At 49.2% G+C, this 24,616-nt stretch carries 20 protein-coding genes; all 20 read right to left on the reverse strand.

All coding sequences use genetic code 11. From position 1 onward, the window contains the following. Positions 1–14: 14 nt before the first annotated feature. Positions 15–299, reverse strand: coding sequence for a hypothetical protein (locus tag CRG97_RS16970; RefSeq protein WP_098745408.1), 285 nt, complete (start codon positions 297–299; stop codon positions 15–17). A 118-nt stretch (positions 300–417) separates the two neighbouring features. Next, positions 418–1,026: a hypothetical protein gene (locus CRG97_RS16975; RefSeq protein WP_237566459.1), complete on the reverse strand. Its 609-nt coding sequence runs from the start codon at positions 1,024–1,026 to the stop codon at positions 418–420. A gap of 499 nt (positions 1,027–1,525) precedes the next feature. Beyond that, on the reverse strand, positions 1,526–2,533 hold the full coding sequence (locus CRG97_RS16980) for an SGNH/GDSL hydrolase family protein (RefSeq protein ID WP_098745414.1): 1,008 nt from the start codon (positions 2,531–2,533) through the stop codon (positions 1,526–1,528). After that, positions 2,530–3,906 (reverse strand): FAD-dependent oxidoreductase, encoded by a 1,377-nt coding sequence (locus CRG97_RS16985; RefSeq protein ID WP_098745417.1) that lies wholly within the window; start codon positions 3,904–3,906, stop codon positions 2,530–2,532. Before CRG97_RS16985 ends, CRG97_RS16980 begins: the two co-directional genes overlap by 4 nt. Positions 3,907–3,945: 39 nt before the next feature. After that, positions 3,946–4,959, reverse strand: coding sequence for a glycoside hydrolase family 130 protein (locus CRG97_RS16990; RefSeq protein WP_098745419.1), 1,014 nt, complete (start codon positions 4,957–4,959; stop codon positions 3,946–3,948). Between the two features lie 33 nt (positions 4,960–4,992). Further along, the gene (locus tag CRG97_RS16995; protein ID WP_098745422.1) at positions 4,993–5,895 is read right to left on the reverse strand and encodes a carbohydrate ABC transporter permease; all 903 of its coding nucleotides are present in this window, start codon (positions 5,893–5,895) and stop codon (positions 4,993–4,995) included. Between the two features lie 149 nt (positions 5,896–6,044). Next, positions 6,045–6,944 (reverse strand): carbohydrate ABC transporter permease, encoded by a 900-nt coding sequence (locus CRG97_RS17000; protein ID WP_098745425.1) that lies wholly within the window; start codon positions 6,942–6,944, stop codon positions 6,045–6,047. A 71-nt stretch (positions 6,945–7,015) separates the two neighbouring features. Continuing rightward, positions 7,016–8,422, reverse strand: a complete 1,407-nt coding sequence (locus CRG97_RS17005) for an ABC transporter substrate-binding protein (RefSeq protein ID WP_098745427.1) — start codon at positions 8,420–8,422, stop codon at positions 7,016–7,018. Between the two features lie 130 nt (positions 8,423–8,552). After that, positions 8,553–10,178, reverse strand: coding sequence for a response regulator (locus CRG97_RS17010; RefSeq protein WP_098745430.1), 1,626 nt, complete (start codon positions 10,176–10,178; stop codon positions 8,553–8,555). Beyond that, positions 10,165–11,919, reverse strand: a complete 1,755-nt coding sequence (locus tag CRG97_RS17015; protein WP_098745432.1) for a cache domain-containing sensor histidine kinase — start codon at positions 11,917–11,919, stop codon at positions 10,165–10,167. The genes CRG97_RS17010 and CRG97_RS17015 overlap by 14 nt, the downstream gene beginning before the upstream one ends. Positions 11,920–12,109: 190 nt before the next feature. Further along, a complete protein-coding gene (locus CRG97_RS17020; RefSeq protein ID WP_098746655.1) occupies positions 12,110–15,184 on the reverse strand; it encodes a 3-keto-alpha-glucoside-1,2-lyase-like domain-containing protein in 3,075 nt (1,024 codons plus the stop codon). A 333-nt stretch (positions 15,185–15,517) separates the two neighbouring features. Next, entirely contained in the window at positions 15,518–16,339 is an 822-nt protein-coding gene (locus tag CRG97_RS17025) for an isocitrate lyase/PEP mutase family protein (RefSeq protein ID WP_098745435.1), read from the reverse strand. Between the two features lie 122 nt (positions 16,340–16,461). Then, entirely contained in the window at positions 16,462–16,956 is a 495-nt protein-coding gene (locus CRG97_RS17030; RefSeq protein WP_098745438.1) for a DUF4358 domain-containing protein, read from the reverse strand. 5 nt (positions 16,957–16,961) lie between these two features. Further along, positions 16,962–18,101, reverse strand: coding sequence for a DHHW family protein (locus CRG97_RS17035; RefSeq protein ID WP_098745441.1), 1,140 nt, complete (start codon positions 18,099–18,101; stop codon positions 16,962–16,964). Positions 18,102–18,113: 12 nt separating this feature from the next. After that, positions 18,114–19,520: an MBOAT family O-acyltransferase gene (locus CRG97_RS17040; RefSeq protein WP_098745444.1), complete on the reverse strand. Its 1,407-nt coding sequence runs from the start codon at positions 19,518–19,520 to the stop codon at positions 18,114–18,116. Between the two features lie 35 nt (positions 19,521–19,555). After that, on the reverse strand, positions 19,556–20,233 hold the full coding sequence (locus CRG97_RS17045) for a GDSL-type esterase/lipase family protein (protein ID WP_098745447.1): 678 nt from the start codon (positions 20,231–20,233) through the stop codon (positions 19,556–19,558). Between the two features lie 17 nt (positions 20,234–20,250). Further along, on the reverse strand, positions 20,251–20,952 hold the full coding sequence (locus CRG97_RS17050; protein WP_098745450.1) for an N-acetylmuramoyl-L-alanine amidase family protein: 702 nt from the start codon (positions 20,950–20,952) through the stop codon (positions 20,251–20,253). A gap of 182 nt (positions 20,953–21,134) precedes the next feature. Then, positions 21,135–21,848, reverse strand: a complete 714-nt coding sequence (locus CRG97_RS17055; RefSeq protein WP_098745453.1) for a polysaccharide deacetylase family protein — start codon at positions 21,846–21,848, stop codon at positions 21,135–21,137. A 130-nt stretch (positions 21,849–21,978) separates the two neighbouring features. Continuing rightward, positions 21,979–23,796, reverse strand: coding sequence for a sensor histidine kinase (locus tag CRG97_RS17060; protein ID WP_098745456.1), 1,818 nt, complete (start codon positions 23,794–23,796; stop codon positions 21,979–21,981). Continuing rightward, complete coding sequence (locus CRG97_RS17065; RefSeq protein ID WP_098745459.1) at positions 23,793–24,470, reverse strand: response regulator transcription factor; 678 nt, start codon at positions 24,468–24,470, stop codon at positions 23,793–23,795. The genes CRG97_RS17060 and CRG97_RS17065 overlap by 4 nt, the downstream gene beginning before the upstream one ends. Positions 24,471–24,616 lie beyond the last annotated feature (146 nt).

Genomic DNA, 24,616 nt, shown 5'->3' on the forward strand with positions numbered 1-24,616 from the left:
GTCATATCCAAGCTCTATCGTTTCGGCAAGTTGATTGCGAAATGCTTGAGAAACTTCCGGTCTTTCGAGATACATCTTAATGGAGTACATAATATTAGATCCATACGTTCTCCCGCTTGGCTAAATTCTTCAGTTCCTGAATCAGCTTGGGGATTCATATTCATGGACTCAACAGCTTCTTTCGTTACTATCTCTTCTGGGATGCGTGGATTACTTCGTTCACTTGCGCTGCAGCCGACACTAAATGCAATGAACAACATCATAGTGATGAGGCCAGAATTTTTCACAAAACTCTTCAAGCCTAGTTCCTCCTCAAACTTTATATTGGTAGTTTACCAGGCTGAGGTTTATTTTTCTAAAAAGTCCATTATCTTCTTTAGATTAGGATGTAGCATGTTACCCATTCCTTCATTCGCTTTATTTTTGACCTGTAAAGTCATCTTGGATCTTGTTCAGTCGTTCAAGATGCGGTTTTAACTGCCGCAGCAATTCCGCTTTATATGACTCTATTTGATCCTCGAAAAACATGTGATGTGCGTCGTCCTTAAACGACATAATCGTTTGGTTTAACGCACGGAGCTCAGTCGCCAGCGAGCGCAAGGTTTCTCTGGTCTTGGCGTCGATTGTTTTAGGATTAGACTTCCAATACGAATAGCTTATTTGGTATAACGGTCGCCATGTCCTTGCCTGAAAAGCGAGAATAAACATGTCCTGCTGGTTATCCGTTGTCATTGCCGTATTATTAACTGAAAGCTTTGGAACCGCGTTGTTGGTGAAGGTATCGCTAAATTCAATGATCGTTAATAGCTGCTCATCGATGTCTTCCGCTTGGGTCTTCGCCTTATCGATCCATTGCCGTATCTTGACAGGATCTACATTTTCCTTCGACTCGCTGATCGCCATCAGCGTATCAGCAAGCGGAATCGTTTCAAAAGCGTGCTTCATTAAATAGGCAAATGCCGAGTCGTTCTTCAGCTGATACAGGGAATGGAGGCTGTTGTATCTAACAGATGCCTGGTTTTCCAAATGCCTGTACACCGCAACGTTTATAAAAATGATAATAATAAGTATTAGTGCGTTGATCTTTATGTGCTTGGGCAAAGTGTACTTCCTTTCTGATACATTCATATTATTATTAGGATTATTCAATAGCTGCTATATGAAGTCGCTAGTTTATTTTCGCGAATGTTAGTTCATATTGCAGTCGAAAAAATAGTTGAGCATACCAATTCATCAACCATAAATGGATAATATATTCCATTAAAGTGCCCGTTAGCTTAATAAGCAGTAAATGCACCTGACAGTAGTTAATCATCTAATCGGTCAAGTGATGAAGTTCTTATCATTCCAAAAAAACATATGAATTTTACATTAAGTAACAACAAGAATTTATATTACTTCAAACCAAAAAAGCCGCACATGAGGCGGCTTTAAGGTCTTCAAGTTCTTTTCGTCCAATCAAAACAAAGTTCAAACATGATCCGCCATGATTCCCATTGGTTATCCCGAATATAATAGAAACTCCTCACTCCGCGTTTCGATGTACAGCCCGTAACGCAAATTCATGAAGATTGCGGAAACGCCGGCCCAGCAGCTCATACCCCTCGGCTCCAGGGTGCAGACCATCCGTCAGAAAGGCTTCATCCTCCGGACCGAACCACTTCAAGCCATCCTGATAGTACAACTGGCGATCACCCCGATCCCTTAGCAGCTCCACGGTCTCGCGGATGAATTCTCGCATGATGGGCAGGGTGAAGCCCAGCGAATTGAGCTTCGTTTCGCGGATGGTGCCATAGATCGGAGAAATGACAAGCAGCGGGGTATCCCTGTGTTTCTCGCGTATCGTCTCCAGCAGGCCAATCAGCAGCGGCTTGAACATGCGAGGGCTTAAGGTGCCCCCGCCGTAGATGTTCACGCCTACACATATCGAGATGAAATCAGCCGGCAAGTCGCGAATCAGACGCCCGATCATCGGTTCCATGTGGCAGTTGCCGGAGAAGCCAAGATTGGTCAAGCTGAAGCCGCAGGCTTCGGCGGCAATGGCAGGCCAAGCGCGGGAGGGGCTGGAAGCCCCGACGCACTGGGTAATGGAGCTCCCGTACGTAATCCAGCGGGGCCGGGGGTCCGGCAGCGGGACTCCGACAGTATGGACATCAATCCGTAGGCCGGTGACGGTTATTCCTATATTTTGAGGGAGCCAAATCTCCAAATCCTTGATTCCGTCCTTAAGTCCGCTGAACAAGGCTTCTGTGGCTCCGACGGGCAGGCTGAGCGTCTGGCATAATTCCCCACCTGCCATGCAATCCATGGCGGCCGAGTCCGCAAGCGGTGCAAAAGATACTGCCACCTCGGTGGAGTCCGTCCGCAGCCGCAGGCGAACACCGGCACATATTTCGGCTTTGCCATCGATTCCCGCAGGCGGATACAGCTCGTAATCCATGTAAGGAATACGCCACGGCTTGATACCATCCTCCCGGTGTTCGAGCGACACGGCACCGTGAAACCACTCATCCGTTAATGGAAGCTGCTTCACGGCGCATTCCCTTCCTTCTGCTTATCAGCCGGAATGAAATCTTCTCCCAGCCATACATCCTGCTCCAGCAGCCGCTGCTGAAGCTCGGCTACGGAAATGCCGCGCGAGCCGGTGCCATCTCGCAGCGCCAATGCAGCAGCCGTTCCCGATGCCTGGCCCATGGAGAAGCAGTTCGGCATCACCCGAAGGGAGCCTTGCACTGCTCGGTCCGAGGATACGCAGCGTCCGGCAACCCAAAGGTTGTCGATGCCAACCGGCAGCATAATCCGGTATGGTACGCCGTGTGAAACCCCGGGCGGCAGGTGGTTAAAGGTCATCTCGCTTTTGCTGTTGGCGAGATGAATATCGATGTAGTATGCGTTGCGTGCAATGTCGTCCGGGAAGGAACGCGCAGCAAGGAAGTCATCGACCGTCAGGATATAGTCTCCTTCAATCCGCCGCGTCTCCCGGATGCCGAGCTGCTCCCCGCTCGCTACCATATGGGCGCGCTCAAAGCCCGGCACGTAGCGGTGGAAGAACTGCAGCTGGCGTTCCGCCGTGCGGCGCCCTTCAATCGCCCCCCGTGTCAAATCCTCGGCAAGGGTGCCGTCCACGCCGAATACATGGCCGAAGTTGACGCCTACCAAATAGTCGCTAACCCAAGCAAGGCCGGAGATCGACTTGCGGCCCTCCGGCAGCGCACCGTCCTCGATCGCCAGCTCCACCGTCTTGTGCAGTTGGCCCGTATCCCCGCTCTCCTCCAAGTACCGTGTAAACCTTTGACGGTCCACATTCGCAAGCAGATAGCACATGCTGCCGGGCTGAAGTTCGCCCGCTTCGCCACCCTTCTGAAAAGGAACTCCCGCCAGTGCGGCAATATCCCCATCTCCCGAGCAATCGATTATATACCTGCAGGAGATGAAAGAACGTCCTGTTTTGTTAACGACAACGACACCTTCAACCTTCCGGCGGTCCTCAGAAAGGATAACTTCGTAAACAAAGGTGTGATACAGCGGCGTCACGCCGCTTTCCAGAATGGCATCGTCATAAACCCGTTTCAGCACTTCGGGATCGATCGGCACCCAATCCAGCATCTCTTGATAATCCTCACGGTACTGAGGATCGCATGCCTGCTTCATCCTTTCCATCAATTGAAGGCCGAGACCGCGGATAATCGGCTTCCGCTTATCCGTAAAGGGACAGAAAGCCGGAACGAGCGCAACCGTGCCCATGCCGCCAAGGAACCCTCGCTGCTCCACCAGCATCGTTTGCGCTCCCCCTTTCGCAGCGGCAATGGCCGCGGCGATGCCGGAAGCGCCTCCGCCGATGACAAGCACATCCACCTCGCGGGCAACCGGAATACTGGCTGAGGGCAGCGTAATATGTCCTTTCATAGAAACCTCCCCATTCTGTATAGCTTTAACATGTCATCATTACTTATGGACTGTGTCTTTCAGACAAAGATGCAGCAAATCATCTACATGCGCAGTTGCCAGGCATTCTACAGTATCGGCGGCGCCGTAGTAGATTTTGACTTCCCCGGTATCTTCCAGAATCATGCCCCCCGGAAAAATAACATGATTGCGGAAGCCCCCATCGGTCTCATAGGCAGCTTCCGGGGCAAGCAGCGGCGTCTCCGCCATGCCGATGATCTGGCTGGGATCGGCAAGATCCAGCAGTAAAATGCCGGACGTATAGCGCTTCTTCCAGCTGTCCTCCCAGCCGTTCTTGCCCCTGCTCGGATCGATGTCCACGGCATGGAACAGAGTCAGCCAGCCTTTGTCCGTTTTGACGGGCGGAGCGCCGGGGCCTACCTTGTCATTGGCATAAGCTACATCTTCAACCGCCAGCAGCAGCTTGGAGTTTCCCCAGTATTTCAGGTCAGGCGAGTCGCTCATCCACATGTCGAAGCGGTCTATCCCGCCCCGGCTGTATACAGGCATCGGACGCTCCAGCCGGACGTACTTGCCCCCGATCCGCTCCGGGAACAATACCATGTTGCGGTTATCCGGCAGCGACAGGCTCAACACCTCGAAGGATCGGAAATCTTCGGTGACGGCGATGCCGCCGCGCAGCCCGTGTTTGGTATCGACCGCAAAGCACATATAACATTGTTCGCCGATTACCGTTAGACGCGGGTCATACACTCGGATGACCTCTTCATCATGCCAGAACCAGCACGGTTCCGGCTGCACATCCCACTTTATGCCGTCATCGCTGAAGGCCAGCCCAAGATTCGTTGTATGATGAGGGGCAACAATCCCTTTAAGTTCATCACCGTAGTCATTGCGAAAAACCATCACATATTTGCCTTTAAATTTGGTAACTCCGGCATTAAAGACCAACGACGGACCGTAGGGCACATCACCCGGAGTCAGAATCGGATTCGCGGAATGCCGGGTCATGATCGGGCTGGAAAACAACGCTCCCACTGTAGAATCACTCATTTGCAATCATGCTCCTTGTATTTGGAATTGAGTTTAACCTTTGACTGAACCCGCAGTCACTTGAATAAAGGATTTGTTCGCCACAATATAAGCGAGAAGCATCGGCAGAATCGACAGGCATGCTCCCGCCATCATCAAATGGATCTGCATGGCCGCGGAAGAACCGTAACGAAGATTCGCCAGCCCGACGGTGAGCGTCTGCAGCTGAGGATTCGTCATCGTGAACACCAGCGGCAGAATGTATTCGTTCCAGGCATGGCGGAAAGCAAACAGCCCGGCCACGCCAAGCCCCGGCGTCAGGAGCGGGAGAATAATCCGAAAGAAGGTTCGGACAAAGCCGGAGCCGTCCACCATGGCCGCTTCGTCAAGCTCGCGGGGAATCGCTTTGAAGAAACCCAGCAGCATAAAAAATGTGCTGGAATGGGCGCTGATCAGAATCAGGATCACGCCCCAGAGCGTGGTATTCAGGTTCAGCGCGACCATCAAATCGAATTGCGGGCGCAGCACGATCGCACCGACGGATATAAACATCATCGACGCCTGTGTCGTCACATACAGGGATTTGCCGGGAAAATGGCGACGGTCCACCACATAAGCCGCCATGGCAGCTACCAGCAGGGTGCCTGCGGTAACCATAATGCTGACAAAAGCGCTGTTCCAGGTATAGCGGGCAAAATTAGCCTGCTTCCAGGCTTCGGCATAGTTGACGAACTGCAGCTTGGCCGGCAGCAGGCTCCCGCCGGTCATCATTTCGGCGCCGGTCTTGAGCGAACCGGACAAAGTCATCAACAGGGGAAATAATGTCAGTATCGCCGTTATCAATAAGAACAACCACATCACCGTACGGCCCGCAATTCTGCCTATGTGACCGGAAGGCGGGCGGGCGGCGATTTTGCCGCGCGCATCCGGCTGTTGGGGTAATACCTGATCGTTCATCTGCTGATCCTCCTGCACGCCTGCAGCCGTTCATGATCAATCGGTCTGCGGCGTTGTTGTCAAATCGTAAGGGCCATCGCTAAGTTGGCGTCTATTGTTGCATATAGTGCATGTTCAAAAATCATGTTAAGTGGGTTTTAAAAGAAACTCTAATAAAGCTTGTTCATTTTACGGCTTAATAAGAAATACAAACCAGTGATCGCACCCACAATAACAGCGGTTGCGAAGCCAACGGCGCTGCCGTATCCAAGCTGCTGCTCCACAGGCGAACCCGTGGAAACCGGAAACAACTGTTTATACAGATAGAGATACATGACCTCGGTTTTGCCGATCGGTCCGCCTTCCGTGATGAGCATAATGCTCTCATAGCCTTTCAGGGATGCGATAATCGCAAGCATAATGACCAACTGGGCAACCGGAGCCAGCATCGGAAGCGTAATGCTCCAGAACCGTCTTCCTGCATTCGCGCCGTCCATGGCCGCACTTTCGTACAAATCCTGCGGAATGCTCTGCAAGCCAGCCAGAAACAGCAGCATATAGTTACCGACCGCGCCCCATACCGCCACAAGAATGACCGTAAGCATCGCATGCTTTGGGCCGAGCCAATCGATGGGTTGCGAGACAAGATGCAGCTTCATCAATACGGTGTTTACCATCCCGTTATAGGAATTGAAGATCGTATAGAACACCACGGAGATAACCGCGGTACTGATGATCGTCGGCATAAAATAGATCCCGCGCAGCAGATTTCCGCCCCGCAGCTTGCCGTTCAGGATGACCGCGAGCAGCAGGGACAACGGCAGCGTCAGCAGCAGCTTGCCCCCGGCGTAGATAAAGGTATTGCCAACCGATTCCCAGAACAGCGCATCGCGCATCAGGCGACGGAAATTGTCCAGACCAACGAACAGCGCATCGCCATATCCGGCATAGTCATAAAACATATAACGCAGCATCCATAACAAGGGATAGATGCCCAGAGCCACCGTCAAAATGATGCTGGGGGACAGAAACAGAGCATTCTCCCTCAGCCGTTTCCATTTAATACTCACGATTGCTTCCTCCTTCGGGGAAAGAAAAGGGGCATCCGCCAAATCGTGTGCGGCAGCCCCATCCTTGCCTGTTATTCTCCCTGAGGTTTAGTTGGATCAAAGGCAGGGTTCGGCGTTACAGTGACCTCGCCTTTCTCCACCGCCTTGGACAATGCGGCGTTGTACCTTGTGTTTAAATCCTCCGTAATCGCTTTCAGGTCTTCATCGGTAAGGATATATTTGAAGAAAGCGTCCGCATAGGTGGAACCCTCCGGAGTAACGTTTGGCGAAGCAGGCCAGAGCGAGTCGTGTTCCCCGACCAGGAAGCCTTCCATGCCATTGATCTCCGGATCTTTAGCCTGTTCTACAATGCTTGGCACAATGGCAATACCGAAGCCTTTTTCATGATAGGTCTTCAGATTCTCATCGCCGTACATATACTGCATGAATTTCCAAGCCGCTTCCTTATTGGCCGATTGGGCGCTGATGCCGAGCCACGTTCCGGCGGACACGATTTCGGAAGTTCCCTTGATCTCACCGTCCAGCGTTGGAGCCAACGCGCCCCCCCAGTTGATTTCGGTCGGGAATTGATCCATGTACACGCCTGGCTCCGTCGAGAAGGAAAGATACATTCCGATTTTGCCTGCGGCGAATTGGGCGCGCAGCGGGTCGATGTCCAGCGCTTCCGCTCCAGGCAGAATGCTTCCGTCTTTATGCATTTGCTTGAAATATTCAATGACCTGCGAGTAAGGCTCAAAATCGAATTGGCCTGTTTTCAGATCAAAGCCAAGTCCCTGATAACCGCTCAAGGAAAGAATCTCCCGGACGGAACGGTCAAATGCTTGCTTCGGATTTTTGAAGTTCAGCGCAAAACCATAGATGCCCTCGGCTTTGCCGACTTCGGTAATTTTCTTGGCATCCTCCACCATTTCCTGCAGCGACTTCGGAGGATTCTCGATGCCCGCTTTGGCAAAGAGATCCTTGTTGTAGACCAGACGCATGGTGAGGCCGGTATTGGCGAGCGAGTACACCTTGCCATCAAAACGGTTGACATCGTCGATCAGCAGGCTGCCGAACTTCGCTTTCAAGTCATCGGTTAAATACTCGTCAATCGGCGCGAGATACCCTTTTTTGACAAATCCGGATGTATTGGCGCTCTTTAGACGCAGCACATCCGGCGCCTGGTTGCTGGAAAATGCAATGTCGACGCTTTGCGCGTAATTCTCGGACATGACCGTCAATTCCACCTGGATGTTATCGCCGTTAGTTTCATTGAACTTGTTGATTAATTCCTTGATATACTCCTGGTCATGACGGTCGTCAGTCCAGTATTTAAGCTGTACGGGTTGGCCCGTCTCGGTTGATGGTGCTGCCGTTCCGCCGTCAGACTTACCATTCGTAGTACCGCCATTGCCATTGTTGTTGTCGTTCCCGCCGCAGCCTGCGATTCCGGCGGCCAGAATGAGGCTCAAGCCGAGACTTAACCATTTTTTTCGCATACATTCTACCCCTTTGATTAACGATTGTATTATGAGCTCGTTTTTTATTATAGAATCCCTTTCCCGGAAAAGGAGTGAGGCAAATTCACTCTCAAGGGATAGAATTCTATGGTCTCCTGCAGCACTCGCCTCACGCCTCCGGCCGGTCCATGTGATAGCCCGCCCTGAATTCCGACGGTGTCTGGCCGGTGGTCTTCTTGAACATCTCGCTGAAATATCTGCGCTCCTCATACCCTACCGCCGCAGCCACCTCCTGCACCTGCGCTCCCTCCACCAGCAGCAGTCTCGCTTTTTGTATGCGTTCCGAGGTGATATACTGCGTGACCGTCATCCCGGTCACCTGCTTAAACAAGCTGGAAAAGTAGCTGGCGCTTAGATGCACATGCGCGGCACATTCGCCAACGGTAATATCCTCGGACAAGCGGCCCTTGATATAGCCTATGGCATTATAAATAACCTTCTGCCCTTCGGATAAGCTGTTCCGGCGAACCAGCTCGGCCCCCTCCGTGCACAAGGCATGCAGTTGACGCTGCAAAGAGGCCAGCGGCAGCCCCGCCGTCCCTTGTACCGTTCTGAATTTCTGAATCATCGGCTGTATCTCCGAATATGGAACCATTTCGTAAAGCGTGCGGATCGCTGAAGCGGCCAGCTCATCGTACAAGCTGAGGAGATAATCCGCATTTTGCCGGGAGATCCGTTTCTGCAGCGCTTCCGAAATCGCGGACAGAATCGCGTCCGTCCGGACAGCATTCCCGGAACGAAGGGCCAGCAGGAGCTCGTCCTTGTATTCCAGTGCCAGCGGCTCCTGGCTTCCGCTTTGGGGGATATCGTCATACATAATGGCGGCATTGCCTTCAGTGAATAAGTGATGGGAGAGCGCCCGATGAGCCTGGCGATAAGAATCCGGGAGCCCGCTGATCTCCTCCACTCTGCCGCCGACCCCGACCGAGACCGTAAACTTGGTGTATCGTTCAATATTCCGGCAGCACTGCTCGGCAATTTCGATCGGACTGGACGGTCCTGAATCGTTCAGTACGGCCAGGTACTGATCATGACGGGCGCGGAAAAGAACGCTGTGCGCATAATGGGCAAGCGTCTCCTGCATAATATTCAACAGCGAGAACCGGATCAGCTCCATCTCCTTCACGGACTGCTCGGCAACTTGCTCCCGGAAACGATCAATTTCAATCAGCATCACCACGAAGCCGCGCGGCTCCAACTCAATATTCAGAAAATCCCACCGTTCCGAGGCCTCTTCCCATGTTGTGCGGTGACTTACGAGCAGCCCAAAGTACTCCTGCCGCAACGCCGGCATGCTCTCGCGAAGCTTGTTCTCCATTTCCCTCAAACTTATCCGTTTGGACCTCTCTTCCATAACCTCTGCTTTGGCTCGCAGCACAGCCGACATCATATCTTCTTCGGTGAAGGGCTTCACCACAAAATCAAACGCCCCCAGCTGCACCGCCTGCTGCGCATATTCAAAGTCGGCATAGCCGCTGATCAGAATGACCTTGCAGCTGGGGTTCTCTTCGAGAACCAAACGCAGCATGTTCAGCCCGTCCATGATCGGCATCCGGATATCGGTAATAACCAGATCCGGACACAACCCGCTGATCAGCTTCAGCCCCTCTTCCCCATTGCTCGATACACCTGCGACCCGAATCCCCTGCTCTTCCCAGTTCATGGCGGTCAGCCCGTCCACCACGCTTTTAATATCGTCGATAATGCAGAGACTGATCGCCTCAGGATTGCTCATCCAAATGCTCCCCTTTCTTGGGCAAAGAAATCCGTATTTCGGTTCCACGCTCCGGCGCACTGTCTACGTGAAATTCCGCACCGTCCCCGTAATAGAGCCGGAGCCGCCGGATCAGATTGGACACCGCATATCCCTTCTTCGACTCCAGCCAAAAGAGTGCGCGCACTTGTGTCTGGTCCATTCCCCTTCCATTATCACGTACGGCAATCGTCCAGCGTTTCTCATCCCCGCTAATTTCGATTTCGATTAGGCCGCCGTTCTTCAGGTCGCGAAAACCATGCAAAATGCTGTTCTCCACCAGCGGCTGCAAAATGATGCGCGGAATCAAAAGCGATGACACCTCCGGTTCGCGTACATGGATCTCATAAGAGAATAAGTCTTCATAGCAGCTTAACTGCAGTTCCAAATACTGGCGCACATGCTCCAGTTCTTTCGACATTGTCGTAATTTCCTGACCATTGTTCAGCCCGAGTTGGAACAGGCGGGAAAGCGACATGACCATTTGCTGCGACGGCTCGATCTGCTTCAATTTCAATTTCCAGTAGATGGTGTTGAGCGTGTTGTACAGAAAATGCGGGTCCATCTGCGCCGACAGCGCCTTGATCTCCGCCGATCGCTTATGCGTCTGCGCTTCCGTAACCTCATCAATCAACACCACAATTTGTTCCAGCATCCGGTTAAACCGGAATCCCACTTGACCCAGTTCATCTCCGCTGCCGCTATCAAAACGGGCGGTCAGATCGTTGTTCTCGACCCGCTTCATCACCTTCAGCAGCCCTTGCAGCGGCTTCAGCAAATAGCGTGCAAATGCTCCAGAAATCAGCGTGGTGACGGTAAAGGCGGCCAGCGTAACCCCGGCGATCAGCCATTTGACGTATACCATGTCCTGGAGCACGTCGGCCCGGGAACGGATGGTGGTCATCGTCCAATCCGCTATGCCGAGACGGGCATAATTAAGCAGATAGGTTTGGCCCTCCATTTCAAAGGGCTGACTTCCCTCCGAGCGGTTCATCATGCCACTCAAATTACCCGTCTCCACTGCCTGCCTGACCAGCGGTTCCTTCAAGGGGTAAACCGCCTCTCCATCAGCGTTCAGCAAGAAGCTGGACGCCCCTTCCGCGGTGTTCCCCTGCACCAGCTTGCGGAAACCGTCCTCACGGATATTCACGACAATATAAACACCGCTGACCGGCGTGTCAAAGATCGGCTCCAAAATAAGCGAGATGACGCGTTCCTTGCCGGAGAAGAGCATATCCTCATGACCTTCCACCCAAAGGTTCTTTTTCTCCTGCTCGATGCGTGCATACAGATTGGTATCCTCGAATGCGGTGAGCCGATTTCGGTTCATGGACGAAGGATAAAATTCGCCAATCGGCGTAAATACGTAGATGGATTGGATTAGCGGCTCGGCGATCCGCGCCTGCGAGAAAACGTTATCAAGATCGTTCAGATGCGTGTAATATCTGCTGGCATCCCCGGAGGCGGCATCCTTCAGCATGTCGTAGAAAGGCTGGCTGATCATAAACGTCATCATAATCAGCATCAGTTTGTTCAGCTTCTCATCCACGATCTGCGCGGATCTGACCACCGTGTCCTGCGTGAGCTTCAGCGCATTCTTTTCCAGCGTGGCAGCCGAGATATAATAAGACAACCCTCCGGTCATCAGGACAGAAAGCACGATGACAGCCAGAAAAGCGACCTTGAGTTTGTTGCGGAATGATTGCCTGCGGAGGTACTCCAAGCTTTTCACGCCTTCCGTTAAATTCTATTCTTTGATTATGTCACTGCATCCCCTGTACGACAATGCAAAAAAACGAAGCTGTCCCTAGCAGCCATTCATGGCTTTAGGGGCAGCTCCTTCGTATGATCCCATTAACGCTGACCAACCTGTGTATCGGCTCTTATTGACACGGTACGGGATGCCGTACTAGTTAGATCGGTGCAGGTGCCAGTACCACAGCATCATCAAAAGCTACGCCTGCCGAAGTGGTCCGAAATCCTATTTTTCCTGCTGTCAGTTCCGTCTCGGGATTGGTCCATTCCACTTTTAATTCCCCACCCACATAACCTTTTATTGTGTTCCCTTCAATGGAAGCCTTCATCGTATACCACTGGTTCGCCTGAGCTGTAAACGGGGTACTGGATACAAGGGTCATGACGTTCTCCACGGATTTGTACAACTCCAGCTTTTGGGCTGCAGAATGGATTCGGAACATATAGAAATTACCCGCATCCTGTACCCTGAAGAGAATGCCTGCGTTGGCATTGGTGATGGGCATTTTCGCTTTGGCTTCATACGTATAATCCGTCCACGAATCGCCGGCAGTAATGACTGCAGTGGCTGGTTGATTCTGGATCAAGGCTTTCGTGCCGTCAGTTATTACATCCCAGGAGCCTGAAGCAGACGTCCATCCTCCGTCATTTCCATTTTCGAAATCGTCGCTGAATCGGATGACCGTAGGATCCGGATTCACGGGAGGTTCATTCACGTCCGTGACATGGATCGTAAAGGTCTTCTCAACATACAGTCCGCCTGAGTCTGTACTCCTCACCCGGATGCTGTAGCTATCCTTGGCTTCGTAATCAGGCGTTACGGCTAGAAACAATTTATTGTCCGAAATGGTGAAGCTGCTGTTGTCCACATCCCCTGCCCCTGCTATCAGCATATAAGCAAATGTTTCTTCCGCATCTGGGTCGCTGGTGGAAAAGGTTCCGACCATGCCTCCCGCCGTCGTGTTTTCAACAACACTGTTGTGTGAAAGGGCAATCTCCTCGGGCGCTTTATTGAGGAGACTAACCACGGCATCGTCAAAATGGACGCCAGCCGAGGTGGTCCGGAATCCGATCCCCCCAGCCGTCAATTCGGTTACAGGATTGGTCCATTCCATCTTTAATTCTCCATCCACGTAACAGGAAATCGTGTTCCCTTGCATAACCGCCTTAACCTTATACCACTGTTTCTCAATCGCCGTGAACGGCTTACTGTTTACAAGCGTCAGTTGTCCATTCACGGATTTGAACAACTCCAGCTGTTGATTCGATGAATGAATGCGATACATATAATAATTGTTTGCATCCTGCACCCTGAAGACCATGCCCGCGTTGGCATTGGTGATGGGCATTCTTAATCTGGCTTCATAAACGTAATCCGTCCATGAACCCCCGCTATTAGCGGTAATCAGGGAGGTGGTTGTCTGGTTCCCGCTGGACAGCACGTGATTCGTGCCGACTGTCGGGACGGTCCAGCCGCCGGATATCGACGTCCAACCCGCCATATTTCCGTCTTCGAAATTGTCGCTGAATAGCGGCGGCTTGGAATTGGCAAAAACGATCCCATTTACATTGTTATTAACGGTAACATTCAAGTCGTCCAGGGTTGTTGCAAGCTTGCCTCCAACATAAACATCTGTGAACGTGACGCCGTTAACCCTTCCGCCTTTCGTGGCATTCCCGGAAATTCTGGATTTCTGGGTGCCGGTCTCGCGAACATTGATGTTCTTAACTACAACATTGCTTACATCGCCGGAAGTGCTGGTGGACACTCCAAGCCAATAGTTCCCGAATTGATTGATACCGACGCGTTCGATGTCGATATTTTCAAACGTAATATTTTGGGCGTAACCTTCCTCCGGGAGAGTATTCAGTTGGTATCCATGATCAATAAGCAATGCTCGGGCGCTTTGATACACATACGAATTTCGGATGGTTACGCCAATTTGCGGCTGGGCTACGCCCATGCCAATCTTGAAAGCCGCGCATCTTGTCCATGCAAAAGCGTCATCAAAGACCACGTTTTCCAAATGTTCAAGCTCGCCCGGCCAGTCTTTAGACATCCCCGTTTGCAGCCAGGTTTTAGTGGAATAAGTGTCATCATCCGAAATGGCAATCGAATGTTGAACAAGCACGTTCTGACTCTCATTGATATCGATAACGTCATTCTCGATTTTGTATAAATCCTGGAATCCCTTAAGATTGTTTATGGTCACATTGTCGGAACGAACCACCATAAACGACCAGAAGCCGCCATCCCGCAATATTAAGCCGTCAAAAGTAAAATTGGATGTTGCGATCGGAACGAGCAGGTTATTGAGGAACCCTTCATTCTTATTCGGCGCCGGCATCTTTCGCTCTCGCATCGCAATGCCTTTTCCATCAATGGTTCCCCGTCCCCGTATCGTAATATTGCTGGAGTCTACGGCAGTACGAATAAAATACGTTCCATCCGCATTCCGTGAATCCTTGCGAAAATCAATCACGTAGTCTTCCCCCTTGCCCGTGCCGACAATGACGGCGCCGCCGGCCAGGTAAAAGGTTACGTTGCTTTTTAATGTCAGGTTCCCGCTCTTATAAACACCTGCCGGAATGAATACAACGCCGCCTCCGGCGTGATGGGCGTCATCGATCGCCTGCTGAATCGGGCCCGATGCCAGCGATCTACCCGTGTTATCCGCGTGGTATGGCGACTGCGTCACATTATAAATCCCGGCACCTGTGGACGGGGGAATATCCGTCTCCAAGGGATCTGCTGCGATGACAATCTTCTTCCTCTGGTCATTGATTTTCACGATGACATAGGTTGAGGATGAAAGCGAGAACGTCAGCTTGTTCCCGTTGACCGTGCCTTCGATATTTTTAGCCTGAGGACTGATGGAGTATGATGTAATCGGCACATTGTTGGTAACTTCGATACGGACCGTGCCGGAAAAAGAAAATTGAGCATAATCATAATCAGCCAGATAACTGATTACAGGTATCGCTTCGTTGTTCGCTTTCAACGAAAACACGCCGGATGCGGTATAGATGGCTGGCATCGGGTAATTTTGTATCGTGGCCGGAGCATCGGCGGTCAGTGCCAAAGATGCCGGATCAGCGGCATCCGTCATATCCATTGAAGAAATTGAATAGCTATCGATTTCTGCGGCATCCGCAGTTCGGGGTGAGAATCCTGTGATCATTAAGGCAAGCACTACCAACAGACTAACTGCTTTTCTTGTAATGGTAAGCATAAATACCTCCTCAAGATTATTCATCTGCCCCATGATAATAAGGCGGCGCAGCTTCTGTTCGACAGGATGAATTCTTGCTTGGTTTTTTGTGAAAGGCGCTAAACATTTTACCGGAAGCAAGCAGCCCGCTTTCTGACGTTCACTCCCCCCTCCATCCAAACTTTTCACTGTCACGATGGATTATAATCCCTGCCCATAAAAAAAGGAGTGGGGCAAGCCCACTCTCCAGGGATACATTTTAACTGTTCTCCATCGCTACCGATTCACCGGCAGCCATAGCGTTGCGGGAATGAAGATCTACGCAGACGCTATCTCCGTTGATTGCTACCAAGGCTACGTTTCCGATAAATCGTCGTAAGAAAGGACTCTCGAAGTCATATGCTCAAAAGTTCCCTTCTCCAACATTTCTTGGCCCATGCGATGCAGAAGCGATATTGCGGCGCGAAAAGGTCCTGAGCCGGTGCTGATGCGCTGAATCCCTAGCGCTTCAAGTTCATTTGCGGAAGGCATTCCCGGCCCGGCCAATACATTGATCGGACAGCTTATTTCTTTGCGCAGTGTTTGGATGTCGGAGATTTCCTGGATTCCAGGAACAAAAATACATTCTGCTCCGGCTTCCTGGTAGGCATGGGCCCGTTTGATCGTCTCTTCAAGCCTCCCGGCAGGCGGCATGGACTTGATCCAATAAGAATCGATGCGGGCATTGATAAAGAGAGGATAACCCATGGCATTCCCCAGCTCCCGGATCACGGCTATTTTATTTTGCTGGACCGGAATATCATGCAGCGGCGCTTGGCGATCCATGTGGCTGTCTTCTATGTTTATCCCCGCCGCGCCTGCCTTGATCACCTGCTTAACCGACTCGGCGACTTCATCAGGTGTTTGTCCATACCCGTCTTCCATATCCACGGTAACCGGAATATCCACGGCTTGCACGATCCTGCGGACCGTAGCCAGCATCCGATCGAAGGGCATATTCCGATCCGCATACCCATGGGAAACCGCTATGCCAGCACTTGTCGTGCCAATGGCCCTGAAGCCGCACTTCTCGAAAGTTTTCGCGCTCGCAGCATCCCATGCATTGGGCAAAATAAAGAAATTGGAGTGAAGCTTATTAAAAATGGCAAGCTTCTCAAGCTGTTTTGTCATGTCCATACCATAGCCCTCCCCATCTATTTTTGTCTGGCGTACTTTTGTATATAGTATAAACCGAGTTCTATTCGATAATCATCGAAATATGGAATGCACATTGAGTTCCAGAAGGATATGGAAAAGGTTTAAAAAGCACTGTCAAACGTGCGTTCCATTGATTCGGCGTCTTTAGAAACCGCGAAAAAGACAAATGGCCCCTTCGTCTTTAATACATGATGATCGACCAGAAAGTATTCATCTGGTCGATAATCCTTGAATTTCATTTTCTGTGCTTCGATTCGTTGCTCAATATTCTCTTTGACGCTTTCTGCCTGACGCTCATCCTTTAGCTTGATGACGGCCAATTCATCAGCTTTTACATTCGATGTAGACGTATAAAGAATAAAATCATCCACGCTGTCTGTATCCATCTTATACAATTTCTGCAGCTTATTCAGATCCTGCTTTTTCATTTCTTTTAGGCTCACTGCCTGTCCGATACTTTCTCCGATTTCGGTGACCGACAGCTGTTCTGAAGTCTTCTCATCCTTGCCTGCGCATCCGGACAATACGCCCATCACGACGACGAATGCAAGCATAACCGAGTAAAAACTTCTTTTCTCTGTCCATTGTTTTTTCATTTTGATCACTCCGTTACATTTTTTATGGATGGATCCTCGAAAAACGTATTCGCATTATAAAGCAATAGCATGTCCTGGATCCCCTGTTCGTGCACGAACGACGCTAAATCCTCCTCATAATACCGAAGGTCTACCACATGTATTTCGCTAAAGTGCTTTAATAAGAAAGTGATGAGGCTGTTAGCGTATGAATCTTTGACCACCAGCAGTTTTCTACCGCTCGGATTAGCCGTTTTAATATGGATTCGTGCATGATTACCGTTAAGAAACACCGCATATTTATCCTTCCTCTGCAGCTGCTCCATCGCATACAATGAATCCGTGGTCTTCTCTTCATCGACATACGTTACAGTATATTTCTCTTGATCCTTTGGCAAATAAAGCTCCAAACGATCGGACTGTACATGTCTGAAACCGCTTTTTGAATAAAGCGAGCCGTAAAATTCATCGGTTACTTGCTGAATGTTAAACTCTTCCTCTTTCTGAGGTGTCAGCCCCATTTGTCTGCAAAGTTCCAGGTAAGCGATATAAGCGCCTTTCGTCGTCCAATGATGATCGGTTTTATAATATATAGGTTGATCACGCGCAGCATATAAACTTGGAAAAACATCAATAAAACGAAGATTAGGATACATCCATTGCTTTACTTTTTTCAGGTAGGCTTCTTGATCGCCGATGATCGTATATTTTGGAAGCTTGTCTTGATATATAGCTGCTGCCGTTGGCGCCAGCATCACATATTTGTCCAAACCGGGCGTGGCGTGGTCAAACGCATGAATGGCATCAACCTTCTCCTCCAAATCCTTTTCTGCGGGGGGAATAAAATTCTGAATCAGATACCCGTCTTTGCCGATGTAAATTCCGTTGCTCTCCTTTTTCCCCATCATGCGGTCCATATCGGTTTTTGCCCCCATCCAAAAGTCTCTGAAAACAAATTGGTCGGATACATATTTTTCGAAATCGGCAGTGAAATCTCCTGACAGCAATGCTTTCAGCGAGAAATGCGGCAGCTGCTCCAGCATCCGGTTTTCCGACTCCGAAAATGAACGATCCGCCGACAAAAGATTAAGAACTGCGATGACGCTTATAAACAAGAGCAGCAATAAGGCCAGCAATTTACTTTTGAAATTTTTGTAATATCCCATGGCTGTCCCCTTTTAAAATCGAAAATATAAAAACGGATTGTAGGTTTCATTGACCAAATAAGCCGTCGACAGGAGCATAAATACAAGATAGATAAGTGGAACGGTAATCACGCCGGCAATTTTCCGCCTTTCCTTCATGGAAGATAACATCTTTCCTGGAAGCGGTGTTGCACAGATTGCCAATACGACAAACAATACAACATTCGTAGACAAATCATAGAGCGCCTGCTGATCCACAAATGCATACCCGCCGAAACCGAACATCACTCCGATGAAACGCCAAGCGGAAGCCAGATGCTCCATTTCGAACAATACCCATCCGATCATAACGACCAGAAGCGTGTAGACATGGCCGACAAAAGCGGGTAAACGTCCAAGACTTTGCAAAAGAAATCGTTTCTCGATGATTACAAAGAAACCGAAATACAAGCCCCACACGATAAAGTTCCAGCTGGCGCCATGCCACAATCCGGTTAAAAACCATACGACCAGTAAATTCCGGAGCTGCTTCATAAACCCTGACCTATTACCGCCAAGCGGTATATAAACGTATTCCCGAAACCAGCTGCCAAGCGAAATATGCCATCTGCGCCAAAATTCGGTTACACTTTTAGAGACGTAGGGATAACGGAAATTTTCCATGAAATCAAATCCGAACATTTTCCCCAGTCCTCGTGCCATATCAGAGTAACCGCTAAAGTCAAAATAGATTTGCAGAGTAAATGCGGTAATGCCCAGCCAGGCGGAGAGTACGCTCAGTTCCTCGATCGGCGTCGATTTAACACTCGCCCACAATAATCCGATATTATTAGCCAACAGCACTTTTTTGGCAAGTCCCCTGATGAACAGCTCCGCCCCTTCGCCAAAACGGTCCAGCGACACCTTACGAGAAACGAGCTGTTTCGCGATATCGCCGTATTTGACGATGGGACCCGCTACAAGCTGCGGGAACATCGTCACATATGCCCCAAAAGAGATGAAATTCCTTTGTACCGATACTTTATCCAAGTAAACGTCAACGACATATGACATCGTTTGAAAGGTATAGAAAGATATGCCCACAGGCAGCGGCAACTCGGCCGCTTGGATATTCATGTGAAACAACTGATTGATGTTGTCCACGACAAAATCCGCATATTTGAAAAATCCGAGAATACCCAGACTGCCGACCATCGAGCCGATAAAAATCGATCTGGCAATCAGCTTCCGATGTCTATACTTATCGATCAACAGCCCGTTGATATAATCGAAGACCGTGGAGAAGATCATGATGAAAATGTATAACGGCTCTCCCCATGCATAAAAAATCAGGCTGACAACAAGGAGGACAGCATTTCGAAATTTCATCGGAGATGCGTAATAGATCAGAATGGTGGCCGGCAGAAAGAGGAACAGAAATATTAGGCTGCTAAAGACCAATATTCACACCCCCGAGTTGGTTGATCCATAGCATGCTATTCCACTTGATCTTTTAGAAGATCCAGCATTCTATTGTAAAACTCCGGTTTAAAATGAATGCCGTCCGAGTCGTACAGATCATTCGAGCCGTTTGATAATATCGGGGACAAATCAACATATCCAATGTTCTCTTTTTCCGCCAACTCCTTTAAGCCTTCGTTATAATCATTGATATTTTTGTATCTTGGTTCCAGTTCTTCCGCTTTCGCCGTTACCGGGGTTACCGATAAAAGGGTTACTTTCGCTTTTGGAAGTTTTTCCTTGATCATACCGATCAGCTTCGCATAGTTTTTCATGGAATAGGCTTTCGGGTTATCCGCTTGCCATAAAATGTCATCCGAACCCAAGAGGATAAAGATACGTTCCGGGTCCCGCTTGATCAACTCGTCCATATCTTGAAGTGCGAATTCCGCCGTTTTTCCTGCACCTGCCAGAACATTCTCCTCTTTAAGCACATCATGGAAAGATAAACCCTCCGTAATGGAATCCCCAAAAAATACGCTGTTCTGGAAGAGTGCCTGATACTCGGTTTCTACAGAGCCCTTTGATTCCGTTACCTGTCCTTGGTTTTGAAGGGTCGGTTGCTGCGGACTCAAGCTGGTAGATTCGTTTCCGCATGCTGCCAAGGCAAGTGTAATACTCCCAAGAAGTAGGGTTGTAACTATTTTTTTCATATAATATGTTCCTCTCTTTAATTTAAATTTAGAGCTTCTTTAATTCCGTCTAGTATGGAGCTTGCCATCCGGTATTGGAAATCTTCCGTCAGCATTTCTTTCTCTTCTTGCGGATTCGTTAAATAACCCATTTCGATTAGAGCCGCCGGCATGTTCGAATCCTTCAAGACGAAGAAATCCTCCTTTTTTACTCCCCGGTCCCGAAATCCGCTGGTCTGAACCATATGCTTTTGCATAATTTCCGCCAAGAACTGGGAATCTTCATGATAATAGTAGGTTTCTGTACCCGAAACGCTAGCGTCTTCGTACGTATTCCCGTGAATGGATATGAACAAATCCGCATCCAGTTGGTTGCCGATTTCCGGCCGTTCCCGGTCAATCGAAGATATAAAGCGATCCTCTGATCGAGTGAGAACCACCTCAATCTGCGACTCTTGTTTTGCCAGTTCTTCTACCTTTAGCGCTAGCTGCAGAGTAAAATCCTTCTCAAACTTTCCACTGGCTCCCGTTGCTCCGTTATCCTTACCGCCATGTCCCGAATCAATCACGACCTTATAAGGCGTTTCTGGCTGGTGTTCTAGCGTTCTTATCTTATCCGAGCGGACATCCATGCCGGCTTTACGTTCGCTTGCTGTCCCTTCCCCGGAAACAAGTTGATACAGCAGAACGATCACCAGCACAGACAAAAGGGTGATTATAATCGAGCTGCCTTTTCTCATAAAGTTCTCTCCTCCTCCTGAAAAAAGTGTAATCGCCGGAGATAAAGATAAGGTGCAGATGATATCAAACTTTCGTAGAGTATGAGGCTTAGGTTGCGGCAAACAAAAAGGAGCTGTTCCTGACAGGTCCATAAAAGACCTTCAAGAACAGCTCCCTGTTCCAAAGGATGCTATTGCTGCGTCTACAAGCGATGATCCTTTTGAAAATTCAAGTGAAAATGCTCGTTATCGTCGTAAACACCAAATTGGTAGCCTTCTTCTTCGTAGAATTCGATGATCTCCGGAAGAACCTGCAGGGTTTGCGGCTTTTCGTGCATCAATACGACTTCTAAATCGACTTTTGTTGCTTGTTTGATATTCTCGACAATTTGATCCGGGTGATCCTCCAGTTGCCAATCATTCGATTCAATGGTCCAATCCCAAATCTTGATTCCTTCTTGGGCAATTTGGTCGCGCAGCATCTTATCGTCCAGTCCAGGCGCTGAACCGTATGGCGGACGCACCAAATTCGGTTGTTCACCTGTAATTTCATGGATGAGCGCCAAGTTGTCTTTCATCTCCGATACGAATTCCCTCTCTTCATACAGTCTATTGTATTCATGAGTCATGCTGTGCCCGCCTATATAGTGTCCCTCGTCTGCTGCACGCTTCACGACACTTTGCAGATCCTTGCGCTGCAGGTTGCTTCCTTGCATGAAAAAAGTCGCCTTTACGCCATATTGCTGCAAAACGTCAAGAAACTCCTCCGTCCATTCGCTCGGACCGTCGTCAAACGTTAAATAAACCATCTTCCCTTCCAGTTTAGGCTTGCTAACATTCCTTATGGTCAGTTGGTTCACAAACTCTTCTCCATGCTGACCCAAAACGGGATCCTTATCCCATGGCATCCATTTCATCAGACAAAAACAAAGTAAACCAATGGCTGCAAGCGAAATGAGTCGCCGTCTGTGTTTTTTTGTTCTAAGCTTTCTTTTCCTCAGACTCTGATCAAGGTCTGTCCCTGATAAAAAAGCGCAGAACCGGGTTCTACGCCTTCTTATTCAAATGAAAATAGAATAGGACCCCATAAGGAGTATTGGTTACACCATATGGAACACCATGCATTTCCAGAATCTTTTTGGAGATGGAAAGGCCAATCCCGGTCCCTCCAGTCGACCGTTTTCGGGAAGGCTCGCCGCGATAAAACCGGTCCCAGATCTTCTCAAGCTGATCAACGGGAATGTTGGCTCCTTTATTTTCGATGCAAACTTTAACGGTGTCCCCCTCTTCTATGATACTGACGAGAACGGACTCCTGCTCCGGCGTATAGCGAATCGCGTTGCCGAGGAAATTGACAACGACTTGCTCAATTCGCCGCTCATTTGCCAGCACTTCGACAGGTTTCAGTGACATATCAAGATGTAATTGCTTTGCCTCGATGTCCGTAGCCAATTTTGCGCATACCCGCTCGATAACGGCGTCGATATAAAAAGAATCCATATCCATGGTATACGTTCCGGATTCATATTTGGCCAGTTCCAACATATCCACGATCAGCAGATCCATTCTTTTGACTTCGTCCTCCATCGCCTTAAAGTAATAATCCCTTTTATGGCTTGCCACCCCGTCCTTCATAATGGCCAGACAGCTCTGAATAACACTTAGCGGAGTTTTCAGCTCGTGGGATACGCCGGATATAAATTCTTTTCTCGTATGCTCCAGCTGCTTTTCTTTCTCGATGTCCTGCTCAAGCCGAAGAATATGAGAGTGCAGGCGCTCGGAGAGCTCGTTAATGTTGTGAGACAAGTCCCCGATTTCATCCTTCGTTGTAATTGGGATTTTTTCCGAAAAATCAAGTTCTGCCATTTGCCGTGTGGTACGGTTGATGCGCAGCAGCGGTCGAGTAATCTGACGAGAATAATAGAACGATGCCAGCACCACGAGAAGCAGAGTGGCAATAATGATGTAGACATAGTATTCCTTGATCATCCCTGCGGCTTCATTAACCGGCTGGAGTGACGTCATCGCGAACAGATATGCGGGATTTCCGTCGCGATCTTGAATGCGGTCCACGAAAATTTTGTAATTCGCGTGGTTTTCTTCATAATCAATGATCTGATTTGCGTTCGTGCTATCCTGAAAGTCGCCGTACAAAAGATCCGCTTGGAAAGCTTTGATTCGATCCAGAAACAAGTGATTGGTATAACGCGAGACTCCTGCACCTTCCGGTATTCGAACTTTCGTAATAATTCCTTTGACCAGAAATGTGGGATATTTTTCACGATATTGGATCACGTTCGTTCGATTGAGGACCTCGCCCTCTTTGTTGACCATCTGCCGATTTTCCAGCTGGTTTTCCTCTCTTAGATTGTATGCGTGCATCGCCATCCGCTGGATCACCGGCTGATTGTTCATGATCAAGCCTTCCATGGCGATCTCTTCCCGTTCTTGAATCCAAGGAATGAGGAACGGATTATCGCTGCTGAAGTCCTCTACGTTGATAAAACTGTATAGGGGGATGGTTATTGTTTTATTGGAAAACATAGCCTCATCGGAATGCTCTAGCTTGATCTCCATGAAGAAATCGTTGGTATACTTTAAATTCCCTCGGGTGTCCACAGTCGTGATCCAGGTGTTATGCTTTTGATAAAAGTCTTGCTCCAGCTTTGCCGTCCCCTGCGTGTCTACTGCATAATTCAGGTAATCTTGTTCATAAGCCTGAAGCGCCGCGTTCACGTCCTTCACTTTCTGATGAACATAAAACTGTTTGAAAAATACGGTCTGCAAGGTAAAGATAACGGCAAGAATGAACAAGCATAATCCCGTCGTTAATAGGAACAACTTAAGAACAATGCCTTTTTTCATAACTTCTCCTCGAATTTATAACCTGATCGAACGATCGTGGCAATATGCTTGGCATGCTCCCCTAACTTAGCACGCAAATTGCGGATATGACTGTTAACAGTCCGATCGTCGCCGACAAAATCATAACCCCAGATTTTTGTAATCAGCTGTTCTCTGGTGATAATAATTCCTTTGTTTTTCATTAGATAAGCCAAAATTTCAAATTCCGTATGCGTCAAACTGCAGTTTACCCCATCCACCGTAACCGTTCGGGATGGAAAGTGGATGGAAATACCGTTGCTGGACAATGTATCGTCTTCTTGTTCCCGGGTCTGTCTGCTCTCCAAAAGCCGCTTTGCCCGTGCCAGCAAGATTGCAGGGCTGTACGGTTTGGTTACGTAGTCGTCAGCTCCCAGTTCAAACCCCATCAAGGTATCATCCTCATCCGAACGGGCCGTCAGCATGATAATCGGAACGTTTGATACTTTTCGAATGCGTTTGCATACGGACCATCCGTCCAATTCAGGGAGCATGATATCCAGAATGATCAAATCCAGCTCATGTTCCTGGAATAGCGCCAGAGCTTTTTTTCCATCGTCCGCTTCAAGCACTTCATAACCTTCTTCCAGCAAATAATCTTTTATGATTTCTCGTAAAATATGCTCATCTTCTACAATCATTATTGTTTTAGACATGTGACAACCTCTCAAGTTTTAATGAGCTTAACATTAGCCCCTCAGACTCACCAGTATGTGCTTCATTTGGATATTAGCACTTTTTCACATGCTAGACAAACGTTGTTCTCGAGACACAACGCTAATCTATTTTGAGACTAAAATCG

Source organism: Paenibacillus sp. EZ-K15 (assembly GCF_002573715.1).
Classification (GTDB): domain Bacteria; phylum Bacillota; class Bacilli; order Paenibacillales; family Paenibacillaceae; genus Paenibacillus_AQ.

Coding starts and splice junctions, on each gene's coding strand:
- CRG97_RS17030 (WP_098745438.1), bottom strand. CDS start 16,956: ATGAAAAAACAATGGACAGAGAAAAGAAGTTTTTACTCGGTTATGCTT.
- CRG97_RS17045 (WP_098745447.1), bottom strand. CDS start 20,233: ATGAAAAAAATAGTTACAACCCTACTTCTTGGGAGTATTACACTTGCC.
- CRG97_RS16995 (WP_098745422.1), bottom strand. CDS start 5,895: ATGAACGATCAGGTATTACCCCAACAGCCGGATGCGCGCGGCAAAATC.
- CRG97_RS17010 (WP_098745430.1), bottom strand. CDS start 10,178: ATGAGCAATCCTGAGGCGATCAGTCTCTGCATTATCGACGATATTAAA.
- CRG97_RS17005 (WP_098745427.1), bottom strand. CDS start 8,422: ATGCGAAAAAAATGGTTAAGTCTCGGCTTGAGCCTCATTCTGGCCGCC.
- CRG97_RS17065 (WP_098745459.1), bottom strand. CDS start 24,470: ATGTCTAAAACAATAATGATTGTAGAAGATGAGCATATTTTACGAGAA.
- CRG97_RS16990 (WP_098745419.1), bottom strand. CDS start 4,959: ATGAGTGATTCTACAGTGGGAGCGTTGTTTTCCAGCCCGATCATGACC.
- CRG97_RS17020 (WP_098746655.1), bottom strand. CDS start 15,184: ATGCTTACCATTACAAGAAAAGCAGTTAGTCTGTTGGTAGTGCTTGCC.
- CRG97_RS17025 (WP_098745435.1), bottom strand. CDS start 16,339: ATGGACATGACAAAACAGCTTGAGAAGCTTGCCATTTTTAATAAGCTT.
- CRG97_RS17055 (WP_098745453.1), bottom strand. CDS start 21,848: ATGAAATGGATGCCATGGGATAAGGATCCCGTTTTGGGTCAGCATGGA.
- CRG97_RS17060 (WP_098745456.1), bottom strand. CDS start 23,796: ATGAAAAAAGGCATTGTTCTTAAGTTGTTCCTATTAACGACGGGATTA.
- CRG97_RS17050 (WP_098745450.1), bottom strand. CDS start 20,952: ATGAGAAAAGGCAGCTCGATTATAATCACCCTTTTGTCTGTGCTGGTG.
- CRG97_RS17035 (WP_098745441.1), bottom strand. CDS start 18,101: ATGGGATATTACAAAAATTTCAAAAGTAAATTGCTGGCCTTATTGCTG.
- CRG97_RS16985 (WP_098745417.1), bottom strand. CDS start 3,906: ATGAAAGGACATATTACGCTGCCCTCAGCCAGTATTCCGGTTGCCCGC.